Source organism: Dactylosporangium sp. CS-047395, assembly GCF_050942185.1.
Taxonomy (GTDB): Bacteria; Actinomycetota; Actinomycetes; order Mycobacteriales; family Micromonosporaceae; genus Dactylosporangium.
Map to the genome: position 1 here is coordinate 9403956 of NZ_CP192015.1, position 12356 is coordinate 9416311.

Genomic DNA, 12356 nt, shown 5'->3' on the forward strand with positions numbered 1-12356 from the left:
GTGCTTGCCCACGTGAGAAGGGGCCGGCTCGCGCTCGAGCCGGCCCCTTGGTTCAGACAGGTCAGACGACGACCGAGACCATGCGGCCCTTCACGACGATGACCTTCTTCGGGGTCTTGCCGCCCAGCTGCTCGGCCACCTCGCTCAGTGCCGCCGCCCGCACGGTGTCCTCGTCCGCGTCGGCCGCGATCTCGACCTTGCCCCGGACCTTGCCGTTGACCTGGACCGGAATCGTCACGGACTCGGCCACCAGGTAGGCCGGGTCGGCCTTCGGGAAGTCCGCGTACGCCACCGACGTCTCGTGGCCCATCCGCTGCCACAGCTCCTCGGCCAGGTGCGGGGCGAACGGGGCGATCAGGCGGGCCAGCGGGTCGGCGACCTCGCGCGGGGTGCCCGCGGACGAGATCTGGGTGACCCGGTTGGTCAGCTCGATCATCTTGGCGATGGCCGTGTTGAAGCGCATCTCCTCGATGTCGACCCGGACGCCGTCGATGACCCGGTGCAGCAGGCGCCGCGTCTCGTCGTCCAGCGCGGCGTCGGTCACCCGCAGGCCGTCGGTCTGCTCGTCGACGACCAGCCGCCAGACCCGCTGCAGGAAGCGCTGGGCGCCGACGACCGCCCGGGTCTCCCACGGGCGGGAGACGTCCAGCGGGCCCATCGACATCTCGTACACCCGGAAGGTGTCCGCGCCGTACCGCTCGCACATCTCGTCGGGCGTGACGACGTTCTTCAGCGACTTGCCCATCTTGCCGTACTCCCGGCTGACCTCCCGGTCGCCGAAGAAGAACTTGCCGGCCTGACGCTCCTCGACCTTCTCCGCCTCGACGTACACGCCGCGCTCGTCCTTGTAGGCGTACGCCTGGATGTAGCCCTGGTTGAACAGCTTGCGGAACGGCTCCTCGGACGAGACGAAGCCGCGGTCGAACAGCACCTTGTGCCAGAAGCGCGCGTACAGCAGGTGCAGCACCGCGTGCTCGACGCCGCCCACGTACAGGTCGACGCCGCCGACGTCGCCCGGCTGCTGGGGGCCCATCCAGTAGCGCTCGTTCTCCGGGTCGACCAGCTTCGAGGAGTTCGCCGGGTCCAGGTAGCGCAGCTCGTACCAGCTGGAGCCGGCCCACTGCGGCATGACGTTGGTCTCGCGGGTGTAGGTCTTCGGCCCGTCGCCCAGGTCCAGGGTCACCTCGACCCACTCCTTGGCCCGGGACAGCGGCGTCTCCGGCATGCTGCCGGCGTCGTCCACCTCGAAGGTGCGCGGCGAGAAGTCCTCGACCTCCGGCAGCTCGACGGGCAGCATCGCCTCGGGCAGCGCGATCGGCATCCCGGTCTCGTCGTAGACGATCGGGAAGGGCTCGCCCCAGTACCGCTGGCGGCTGAACAGCCAGTCGCGCAGGCGGTACGTGATCGCCCCGACGCCGTGCCCGTTCTCCTCCAGCCACTCGATGATCGAGGACTTGGCCTCGGCCACGCCCATCCCGTTCAGGAACGACGAGTTGATCGCCGGGCCGTCGCCGGTGAACGCCTTGCCGTCGAAGCCCTCGGACGGCTGCACGGTACGGATGATGGGCAGTTCGAAGACCTCGGCGAACTCCCAGTCGCGCTCGTCCTGGCCGGGCACCGCCATGATCGCGCCGGTGCCGTAGCCGGCCAGCACGTAGTCGGCGATGAACACCGGCACCGAGCGGCCGTCGACCGGGTTGATCGCGTAGGCGCCGGTGAAGACGCCGGTCTTCTCCTTGGCGTCGGCCTGCCGCTCGACGTCGGACTTGGCCGCGGCGAACGCGCGGTAGGCGGCGACCGCCTCGGCCGGGGTGCCCGCGCCGCCGGTCCACTTCTCGTTGGTCCCGTCGGGCCAGGCCGCGGGCAGCAGCGAGTCGACCAGCTCGTGCTCCGGCGCCAGCACCATGTAGGTGGCGCCGAACAGCGTGTCCGGGCGGGTGGTGAAGACTCGAATCGTGTCGCTGCTCGGGGTTCCTTCGACTCTGAAGTCCACGTGGGCGCCGCGCGAGCGGCCGATCCAGTTGCGCTGCATGGACTTGACTTTGTCCGGCCAGTCCAGCCGGTCCAGGTCGTCCAGCAGCCGGTCGCCGTACGCGGTGATCCGCATCATCCACTGGCGCAGGTTGCGCTTGAAGACCGGGAAGTTGCCCCGCTCGCTGCGCCCGTCCGGGGTGACCTCCTCGTTGGCCAGCACGGTGCCCAGGCCCGGGCACCAGTTGACCGGGGCCTCGGAGATGTAGGCCAGGCGGTGCTCGTCGACGATCTTGCGGCGCTCGACCGCGGACAGCGCGTCCCAGGCCCGGCCGTCCGGAGTCGGGCGCGTGCCGTCGGCGAACCCGGCGATCAGCTCGTCGATCGGGCGGGCCTTGTTCTGCTCCGCGTCGAACCACGAGTTGAAGATCTGCAGGAAGATCCACTGGGTCCAGTGGTAGAACTCGGTGTCCGTGGTGGCCACGCTGCGCCGGTCGTCGTAGGCCAGGCCCAGGCGGCGCAGCTGGCTGCGGTACCGCTCGATGTTGGCCTCGGTGGTCGTGCGCGGGTGGGTGCCGGTCTGCACCGCGTACTGCTCCGCCGGCAGGCCGAACGAGTCGAAGCCCATCGGGTGCAGGACGTTGTAGCCCGCCATCCGGAAGTACCGCGTGTAGCAGTCCGTGCCGATGTACCCCAGCGGGTGCCCGACGTGCAGGCCGGCGCCCGACGGGTAGGGGAACATGTCCATCACGTACAGCTTCGGGGCCCCGGCGCGCGGGTGGTTGGGGTCGCTGAGCGGGCCGGTCGGGTTCGGCGCGTGGAACGTGCCGTGCTCGGACCAGTAGTCCTGCCAGCACGCTTCGATGTCCGTCGCCATCGCGGCGGTGTAGCGGTACGGCGGGATGTCGACCGCCCCGTCGGTCACTGCCTCGCTCATGACTTCGTCGCCACCCTCAGGTCTCGAGATTCCCCAACATTGTCCGGGCATGAAAAAACCCCTCGCGCAGGAGGGGTCGCCGTGCTGGTCGCGAGGTGTGTTCGCGTCAGCACGGCTCGCTAAGAAGCCGGACTACCCGGGTCATATCCGCAGTGTACCGCAGCCCGCGACACCATTTTCCGCCCGTCGATGCGGCGGCCCAGTGCTGGCGGCCCAGTGCTGGCGGCTCAGTGCCGGTGGCTCAGTGCCGGTGGCTCAGTGCTGGGTGACCACCGGCGGTCCGCCGCCCGGGCAGGACACGTCGTAGCGCAGCCGCTGGTCGCCCTTGCGCAGCTCCACCCGCGCGTTGCCGCCGCGCTCGCCGAGGTCCGCGCGCACCACCTCGATGCCGGGCCCGGGCAGCACCCGCTGCACGTTGACCTTCTTACCGGCACAGATCGCGACGATCACGCCACCGCCCGTCGGCAGGTTCACGCCCACGCCCACGCCCGGACCGGGCGGGCCCGGGGCCGGTCCGCCGCCGGGGCCCGGCTGCGTGTCGCCGACCAGGGTGGCGGTGCTCGACGCCGGCGGTGCGGTCGTGGTCGCCGGCGCGGTGGTGGTCGTGACGGCCTGTTGCGAGGGAGCCGGCGAGGCGTCCGCGGCCGGCGGCGCGGAGGACGGGGCGGCGGAGACCGGTGCCGCCGCCTCGGCGGTGGTCCGTGGTGCGGGGTCGCCAGTGGTCAGGACCGCCGCGGTGACCAGGCCCGCGATGGCGACCAGGGCACCGAGGCCGAGCAGGACGCGGCGGCGGTCGCCGGCGGTCTCCACCGTCCCCGTCTCGTCCCGGGCGATGCCCGGCAGGAGCGGCAGGTCGACGAGCTGCGTGCTCGGCTCCGGCCGCGGATCGCCGGGATCCGGTTCCTGCAGGACGACGGAGAACCGCGGCACGATGCCCGCCGCGCCGGCCAGCCGGGCCGCGACCACGACGGCGGCCGGGCGGTCGTCCGGCTCCTTGGCCAGGCACTGCATGCACAGCTCGCGCACGTCCGGGGACAGTCCGTCGATCTCCGGCAGGGGCGCCGGCGCGACGGTGACGTGCGCGGTGACCATCTGGGTCGTCGTCTCGCCGCTCCAGGGCAGCTGGCCGGTCAGGCAGCGGTACAGCAGCAGCCCGAACGCGTACACGTCGCTCGCCGGGGTCACCGATCCGGACAGCAGCCGCTCCGGGGCCAGGTAGGCCGGTGTGCCCAGCACCTGGTCGGTGTCGTCCTCGTCCGGGATGCCGACGATGCCCACGATGCCGAAGTCGAGCACCTTCGCCGCGTCCGGGGTCAGCATGACGTTGGCCGGCTTCACGTCGCGGTGCACGAGACCCTCGGCGTGCGCGGCGGCCAGGCCGGCGGCGACCTCCGCGCAGATCCGCACGGCCGCGGCCGGCTTCAGCGGCCCGCCGCGCAACTGCTCGCCCAGGGTCGGGCCGCGCAACAACTCCATGACGACGAACGGAATGTGATCCGAAGTCTCGCCGTAGTCGTACACATTGGTGATGTTCGGGTGCGAAAGCCGCGCCGCCGACCGGGCCTCCAGCCGGATGCGCCGGCGCCAGTCGGCGTCCTCGGCGAGCCGGGAGTTGAGGACCTTGACCGCGACCTCGCGGCCGAGCACGCGGTCGTGGGCCCGCCACACGACGGACATACCGCCCTCGCCGAGCTGCTCGGCGAGGAGGTACCGCCCGTTGATCAGGTGCCCGGCATCCATCCCGCCCAGTCTGCCCCAATCGACGCGGGCCGACACGGCAACGGCCCGTTTAGCGCAGGTTTGGACGGGTACGTCGGCGCGGCCAGAAAACTCCGGCCGACTGGTCGACTGGGATGTCCGATATCAACGTATTCGCGTCCGGCGGCTTGTCAATTCCCCGGCTAGCCTGAGGGGATAACAACGGCTCGGTTGCAATCTGATGACAACGTTTTTCTGCAACCGGGCGGTTCACCTATGGGTCTTACACCTAACGGTGGCCACGGCACGACCACGAGGAGGCCAGTTGACCAGGCACCGCACGTTCGAGGAACTCGGCGCGCCGCTACCAGCGCCCGAGTTCCGCGCCGCGACCGATGCGATCGTGTCCAACATCGAGCAGGTCATCGAGGGCAAGACCGCCACGGTGCGGCTGGCGCTCGCGGTGATGCTCGCTGAGGGCCACCTCCTCATCGAAGATGTCCCCGGCGTCGGCAAGACCAAACTCGCCAAGGCCCTCGCGCGGTCGATCGACTGCTCGGTCCGGCGGATCCAGTTCACGCCCGACCTGCTGCCCAGCGATGTCACCGGCGTGAGCGTGTACAACCAGGAGACCCGCGACTTCGAGTTCAAGCCGGGCGCGGTGTTCGCGAACATCGTGGTCGGCGACGAGATCAACCGCGCGTCCCCGAAGACCCAGTCGGCGCTGCTGGAGAGCATGGAGGAGCGGCAGGTCACCGTCGACGGCGCGACGTACCCGCTGCAGGTCCCCTTCATGGTGGTCGCCACCCAGAACCCGATCGAGATGGAGGGCACCTACCCGCTGCCCGAGGCCCAGCGCGACCGGTTCACCGCCCGGATCGCCATGGGCTACCCGGATATGGGTGCGGAGCTGGCCATGCTCGACGTCCACGGCCGCCACGACGCGCTGGACGACCTCGTGCCGGTCTCCGACGGCAGCATCATGCGCCGGATGATCGCCACCGTGCGTGACGTGCACGTCGCCGACGCGGTCAAGCAGTACGCGGTCAACATCGTCACCGCCACCCGCGAGTCCGGCGAGCTGCGCCTCGGCGCCTCGCCCCGCGCCACGCTGCAGCTGCTGCGCACCGCCCGGGCCGTCGCCGCCATCGAGGGCCGCGAGTTCGTCCTCCCCGACGACCTGCAGGCGCTCGCGGTACCCGTGCTCGCCCACCGCGTGATCCCGACCGCCGAGGCCCAGCTGTCCCGGCGCACCACCGACGCGATCATCGCCGAGCTCGTGCACCGCCTGCCCCTGCCGTCCGACCGGCCCCAGCGCTCGCCGTACGACACCCGGCCGCAACCGCAGCAGCAGCGGCCCCAGCAGTACGGGGGCCGCTGAGCATGCGAGAGGCGCTGCGGGGGCTCACCACCCGGGGTCGTAGTTTCCTGGCCGCCGCCGCAGCGGCCCTCATCGCCGCCCTGATCCTCGGCGAACGCGACCTGCTGCGGGTGGCCCTGCTGCTCGCCGCGCTGCCGCTGCTCTCGGCGGCGTACGTGGGGCGGACCCGGTACCGCCTGTCCTGCAGCCGCACCCTCGACCCGCACCGCGTCCAGGTCGGCGCGAGCGCGCGGGTCATCCTGCGGCTGCAGAACCTCTCGCGACTGCCCACCGGCACGATGCTGCTGGAGGACCGGCTGCCCTACGCGCTGGGCAGCCGGCCGCGGCTGGTGCTGGAGAAGCTCGGCGCGCACCAGGCCAGCTCCGTGGCGTACACCGTGCGCGCCGACGTGCGCGGCCGCTACGAGGTCGGCCCGCTGGTCGTGCGCCTGACCGACCCGTTCGGGCTGTGCGAGCTGACCCGGGCCTTCCCGTCCGTGGACCGGCTCACGGTGATCCCGCAGGTCGTGGCGCTGCCGTCGGTGCGCCTGGCCGGCGAGTTCGCCGGGTCCGGGGAGAGCCGGGCCCGCTCCGTCGCCGTGCACGGCGAGGACGACGCGGCCACGCGGGAGTACCGCTACGGCGACGACCTGCGCCGCGTGCACTGGCGCTCGACGGCCCGCACCGGCGAGCTCATGGTGCGCCGCGAGGAGCAGCCGTGGGAGAGCCGGGCGACGGTCGTGCTCGACACCCGCTCCACCGCCCACCGCGGCGAGGGCCCGACGGCGAGCTTCGAGTGGGCCGTCTCCGCGGCCGCGAGCATCGCGGTGCATCTGCGGCACGCGGGGTACAAGATGCGGCTCGTCACGGATGCCGGCGTGGACGTCGACGCGACCGAGATCGACGGCGACGGCCCCCTGCTCGACCAGCTCGCCGACGTGCGGCTGGCCCAGCGCGGGGACATCGGCACGCTGATCGAGCGCGTCCGCCGGCGCAGTGACGGCGGCCTGATCATCGGCATCTTCGGGCTGCTGTCCTCGGCCGAGGCCGAGCTGCTGGCCGGGTTCCGGTCCAACAACGCGACCTGCATCGCGCTGTTCATCGACTCCTCGACCTGGCTCAACCTGCCGACGGCGGCCCGCGAGGAGGCGGACAAGGCGCGCGGCGTCGCGTCGCTGGCGCTGCTGCGCAGCGGCTGGCGGGTCGTCGGGGTGCCGCACGGGGCCAAGCTGTCCGGGCTGTGGCCGCAGACCGGCCGGGGGTCGCAGGGCTTCGCCTGGCGAGCCGCCTCGGCCGAAAGCGTCGCAGGAGGAGTGCGGTGAACCAGCGCAAACATCTCACCCTGATCGCGGCCGGGTCGGCGTTTCTCGCGTCGCTGCCGCTGATCAACGTCTTCGACCACTACACCTGGGCCATCCGCGCGTTCCTCGTCGTGGCGGTCATGTGCGGGGTCGGGCTTCTGGTGCGCAGCCTGCGGGCGCCCGCGTGGGCCCCGACGGCGGCCATGGCGCTGTCGGCGCTGCTGTCGCTGACCTGGCTGTACCGCAGCCACGAGGAGTTCCTCGGCATCCTGCCCTCGCCCGGCACGATCGCCCACTTCGGGCAGCTGCTGCGCACGGCGTCGGAGGAGATGAGCGAGTACGCGACGCCCGTCGGCGACCGCGAGGGCTTCCTGTTCCTCGCCACGCTCGGCGTCGCCGCGGTCGCGCTGCTCGTCGACCTGTTCGCGGTCGTGCTGCGCCGGCCCGCCCTCGCGGGGCTGCCGATGCTGGCGATCTACTCGGTGCCGGTCACCGTCGACACCGAGACCACCGCATGGTTCCCCTTCGCGCTCGGCGCCGTGGGCTTCCTGTGGCTGCTGGTCACCGACAACGTCGACCGGGTCCGCCGCTTCGGGCGCCGCTTCACCGGCGACGGCCGCGACGTCGACCTGTGGGAGCCCTCGCCGCTCGCGGCCGCGGGCCAGCGCCTCGGCGCGATCAGCGTGGCCGCGGCCGTGGTCATCCCGCTCATCCCGTTCGCGATGCCGGCCGGGGTGCTCGACAGCCTCGGCACCGGGGCCGGCGGCGGGGGCGCCGGGATCGGCAACGGCAAGAACGGCAAGTCGGTCAGCATGTTCGCGCTGCTGTCCGGCCAGCTCACCCGGGACAAGCCGTTCGACATGGTCAAGGTGACCAACATCGACGACGAGCACCCGTTCTACCTGCGCTTCAACGTCCTCGAGGACCTCAACAACAAGGGCTTCGCGGCCCGCCCGATCACCGGCGGCGCGCCCGTGAGCAACGGCTTCAGCAAGCCCGAGTGGGGCCCGCAGGTCAAGTCCGAGACGCACACGGCCAAGATCGAGATCACCAACGAGCTCGCGATCAGCTTCATGCCGATCTACACGTGGCCCTCGAAGATCGACAAGCTGAGCAACCAGTGGGCGTTCGATCCGAAAACCGCCGTCGTGTACTCCACGAAAGACACCACCAACAAGAAGACCTTCAACATCACGTACCAGCGGCCGGACATCAGCCCCGACCAGCTGCGCGCGGCCCCGGCCGTCAACCTGTCCGACCCGCTGCTCAAGGACCTGGCCACGGCCCCGAGCAACCCGTTCGTCAAGAGCAAGGTCGACGAGCTGACCAAGGGCAAGAACAACGAGTACGACAAGGTCAAGGCGATCTACGACTTCTTCTCGCCGGACAACGGGTTCGTGTATGACATCACGACCGGCCCCGACACCAGCGGCACGAAGATCGCGGACTTCCTGACCAACAAGCGCGGCTACTGCGCCCAGTACGCGGCCGCCTTCGGCTGGATGCTGCGCGAGGCCAAGATCCCGGCCCGGGTGGCGTTCGGCTTCGCCCGCGGCGGCTCGCGCAGCGGCAACACGATGACGCTGACCAACTTCAACCTGCACGCCTGGACCGAGGTCTACTTCCCCGGGTACGGCTGGCTGCCCTTCGACGCGACCCCGTCGACCCAGATCAGCGGCTCGGTGACGGCGTCGTACCTGCCGACCCCGGGCGCCGTGACCGGCGACGACTCGGTCGACCGGCCGGGCAACGACCGCAACCCGCAGGCCGACACCTCGGCCGCACCGCAGGCGGCCGACCCGCACAACAACCCGGGCGACACCACGGGCCAGTCGGGCGGCACGGGCGACTCGTTCGGCACGCTGGTGAAGAACTTCGTCCTCAGCGCGGCGGGCATCACGCTCTTCGCGGTGCTCGTGGCGGTCCTGCTGCTGGCCGCGCCGGCGTTCTCCCGCTCCCGCACCAGGCGCCGCCGGCTGACCTTCGGCCCGGCGGTGACCCCGGTGGCCACCCCGGTCGGCGACGGCCCGGCGATGCAGGTCATCCCCGACGAGGGCACCCTGATCACGGCGCGGAACGATGCCCACAAGGCCTGGGACGAGCTGATCGACACCATGGTCGACTACCGCGTCCCGGTCGACGAGGCCGAAACCCCACGGGCGACCGTGGAACGCATCGTGGCGAAGGAGCGGCTGCAGGAGCAGGCCGCTTCCGGTGCCCGCCTGATCTCGACCGTGGAGGAGCACGCCCGCTACGCGCGGCGGCCCTTGACGGGGCGGGAGCTGCGGTCGGCGATCACTTCGGTCGAGTCGGCGTTCGCCTCCAACGCCACGCGGAAGGTACGGCTTCTCGCCCGCTTCCTGCCGCCTTCCGTCCTCCGACGGTGGCGGACGGCGTTCTCGACGCGGTCGAGCGGGGCGGCGCTGTCGATGGGTCGCGGGTGGGATGCGGCCATGCGTACGTTGAGCGTGCGGCGGATCGTGGCTCGACGGGCTGATCAATAACTGCTGTTGTTCTTTGGTGAAGGCCGCTCCTGCTTTGCTGCGGGGGCGGTCTTCGTTTTTTGTCCGATAAGTCGGGCGCTGGCGCGCCGCGACTTATCGGATTTTTCGCCTGACGGGTCTTATTTCCGATTCGCGGTGATTACTGGTTCCGAATTGATCTTCGTCGCGGTGAAACTGCCATGGTCGCGTGCACCGGACCGGTCTGGGGGTGGTGTGGGAGACGGCCGCAATCGCTCGAACCGGATCGTCGAGGCAACAGGCGCGACGGCTCACGGCGCGGAAGACGGCTCGCAGCGCAGAGGTCGGCTCGCAACGCGCGGAAGGCTTCTCACGGCGCGCGGAAGGCTTGTCATGGCGCGCGGGGAAGGCTTGTCACGGCGCGCGGAAGGCTTGTCACGGCGCGCGGAGGGCTTGTCACGGCGCGCGGAGGGCTTGTCACGGCGCGCGGAGGGCTTGTCACGGCGCGCGGAGGGCTTGTCACGGCGCGCGGAGGGCTTGTCACGGCGCGCGGAAGGCGGCTCACGGCGCGCGGAAGGCGACTCACGGCGGCCGGCTGCCGCACCGAGGAGATGGCGATAGGGCCACCAGGCCGGATCAAGCCCGCGCAGCACCCAGCCCAGGCGGGTCGACCAACGCCGCCCCGGTTCGAGGGCGCGCTTCACCCACTTGGGGCCGTCCGTGGTCAGCGGGCGGCCCGAGCCCGGCCGGCGAAGCCGCTAGAGGTCACCCTCAGGACGGCGGCGCCAGCGCTCCTCCAAGCGGTCCACCAGGCCACCACGGCGCTGGCGGGTGCGACGTGTGGCCGTTCCGCCGACCGCGTGCAGGTCGGTGGACTGGCCGCGGCGGTACGCCTGGACGCCGAACGCCAACGCGCCCAGCATCACCAGGAAGCCACCCACGCCGAGGAGTGGAATTCGAATTGCCACGCCGTAGACAAGCAGCGCCATGCCGGCCAGCAGCAGGATCCCTGCGGCGATCATCCGGCGCTTGGCATGGAACCGCGGGTCGGTGGCGCGCACCGCCGAAGCAAACTTTGGATCCTCGGCTAGCGACCGCTCGATCTGCTCGAACAGCCGCTGCTCGTGCTCCGAGAGCGGCACGGCACTCCTCCCCGGTCGCGAAGGCCGGCCCCTGAGAGGACCGGCAGTCCGGCACAGCCGGACGGCTGCGTACTGGCAAGTTTACGAGGGGTTCAACCCGTCGGAAAGCGGGACGATGGTCCGGCCGTGCCGATTTTCCGACGAGTCTGGCTCCTATGTCCTTCCATTGTGTCCTCTCGGTGCCTCTTCCGTCCCCTCCCCGCGCGGTGCGGCTCCATTTCCGTCGGTGCGCATCCCGTCCCCGCGCAGCAGGCTGGCCGGCTTCACCAGCCCCTTGCCGAACCGCGCGGCGACCGCATCGGCCGCTCGTTCGGCGTCGCGCCAGCCGTGGTCGCGCTCACCGAGCGTCATCTGCCGGGGCGTACCGTCGGCATGCACCAGCCCCTCCACCCGCACCCCGACCAGCCGAATGCGCTCCCCCGGCCGCCCGGCCTGGAACAACGCCCAGCCGATCTCGAAGATCTCCCGCGCCACGTCGGTCGGCACGTCTACGGTGCGTGACCGGCTCAGCGTCTGGAAGTCGGCCAGCCTGATCTTGACGGCGACCGTCCGGCCGGCCTGCCCGGCGTGGCGGAGGCGCTCCGCGACCTTCCCCGACAGGGCGAGCATGGTGCGTCGGATGGTCGACAGGTCGCTCACGTCGACGTCGAACGTGGTCTCCGCGCCGATCGACTTCTCCACGTGCTCAGGAATCACCCGTCGGGGGTCCCGCGCCCAGGACAGCTCGTGCAGGTGGTGCGCCGCCGCGTCCCCGACGGCCGAGCGCAGCATCCCCACCGGCGCCGCCGACAGGTCGCCGATGGTCTTGAGCCCGAGCCGCTGCAGCGCCTCGGCCGTCCGCTCGCCCACGCCCCACAGCGCCTCCACCGGCAGCGGATGCAGGTATTCGAGCTCCCGGTCCCGCGGCACGACCACCATCCCGTCCGGCTTGGCCCGCGTCGAACCGAGCTTGGCCAGGAACTTCGTGCCGGCCACCCCGACCGAGCACGTCAGCCGCTGCTCCTTGGCCACCCGCCCCCGGATCAGCGCGGCGATCTCGGCCGGCCGCCCGAGCAGCCGGCGCGCACCGGCCACATCGAGGAACGCCTCGTCCAGCGACAGCGGCTCCACCAGCGGCGTCACGTCCCGGAAGATCGCCATCACGGCCCGCGACGCCTCCGTGTAGGCCGCGAAGTCCGGCGGCAGAAACACCGCCTGCGGGCACAGCCGCTGCGCCCGGCTCCCCGGCATCGCGCTGCGCACGCCGTATTTCCGCGCCTCGTAACTGGCCGCCGACACCACCCCGCGCGGCCCCGCCCCGCCGACGATGACGGGCTTCCCGCGCAGCTCGGGCCGCCGGCGGACCTCCACCGAGGCATAGAACGCGTCCATGTCGACGTGCAACACGGTGCAGCCCGTGTCATCGGCGCCGGGCCCGAACTCTTCGGCGCCTCCGCGTGGTACCACCTGACTTCGCCCCACACCGCAGACCCTAGCGGCCCCCTA

Annotated in this window: 7 protein-coding genes; 3 read left to right on the forward strand and 4 right to left on the reverse strand. The window is 71.3% G+C overall.

Going from position 1 to position 12356, the window contains the following annotated elements; genetic code table 11:
- Positions 1 to 61 precede the first annotated feature (61 nt).
- Entirely contained in the window at positions 62 to 2908 is a 2847-nt protein-coding gene (gene leuS / locus ACQP00_RS43995; RefSeq protein ID WP_433208820.1) for a leucine--tRNA ligase, read from the reverse strand.
- Between the two features lie 255 nt (positions 2909 to 3163).
- The gene (locus tag ACQP00_RS44000) at positions 3164 to 4648 is read right to left on the reverse strand and encodes a serine/threonine-protein kinase (RefSeq protein WP_433208823.1); all 1485 of its coding nucleotides are present in this window, start codon (positions 4646 to 4648) and stop codon (positions 3164 to 3166) included.
- A gap of 283 nt (positions 4649 to 4931) precedes the next feature.
- Here ACQP00_RS44000 and ACQP00_RS44005 point away from each other — a divergent pair, with 283 nt between their 5' ends.
- Genes ACQP00_RS44005 through ACQP00_RS44015 form a run of 3 tightly spaced genes read left to right on the forward strand, consistent with a single transcriptional unit; the run spans position 4932 to position 9771 of the window.
- Positions 4932 to 5987: an AAA family ATPase gene (locus ACQP00_RS44005; protein ID WP_433208826.1), complete on the forward strand. Its 1056-nt coding sequence runs from the start codon at positions 4932 to 4934 to the stop codon at positions 5985 to 5987.
- A gap of 2 nt (positions 5988 to 5989) precedes the next feature.
- On the forward strand, positions 5990 to 7288 hold the full coding sequence (locus ACQP00_RS44010) for a DUF58 domain-containing protein (RefSeq protein ID WP_433208829.1): 1299 nt from the start codon (positions 5990 to 5992) through the stop codon (positions 7286 to 7288).
- The gene (locus ACQP00_RS44015) at positions 7285 to 9771 is read left to right on the forward strand and encodes a transglutaminase TgpA family protein (RefSeq protein WP_433208832.1); all 2487 of its coding nucleotides are present in this window, start codon (positions 7285 to 7287) and stop codon (positions 9769 to 9771) included. The genes ACQP00_RS44010 and ACQP00_RS44015 overlap by 4 nt, the downstream gene beginning before the upstream one ends.
- A gap of 716 nt (positions 9772 to 10487) precedes the next feature.
- Here the strand turns inward: ACQP00_RS44015 and ACQP00_RS44020 are convergent.
- Together ACQP00_RS44020 and ACQP00_RS44025 are read right to left on the reverse strand one after the other, a co-directional pair.
- Positions 10488 to 10871, reverse strand: a complete 384-nt coding sequence (locus ACQP00_RS44020; RefSeq protein ID WP_433208835.1) for a DUF3040 domain-containing protein — start codon at positions 10869 to 10871, stop codon at positions 10488 to 10490.
- Between the two features lie 153 nt (positions 10872 to 11024).
- Positions 11025 to 12332 carry a DNA polymerase IV gene (locus ACQP00_RS44025; protein ID WP_433208837.1) on the reverse strand — a complete coding sequence of 436 codons (1308 nt, stop codon included), beginning with the start codon at positions 12330 to 12332 and terminating at the stop codon, positions 11025 to 11027.
- Positions 12333 to 12356: the final 24 nt, after the last annotated feature.

Coding starts and splice junctions, on each gene's coding strand:
- ACQP00_RS44000 (WP_433208823.1), bottom strand. CDS start 4,648: ATGGATGCCGGGCACCTGATCAACGGGCGGTACCTCCTCGCCGAGCAG.
- ACQP00_RS44010 (WP_433208829.1), top strand. CDS start 5,990: ATGCGAGAGGCGCTGCGGGGGCTCACCACCCGGGGTCGTAGTTTCCTG.
- leuS (WP_433208820.1), bottom strand. CDS start 2,908: ATGAGCGAGGCAGTGACCGACGGGGCGGTCGACATCCCGCCGTACCGC.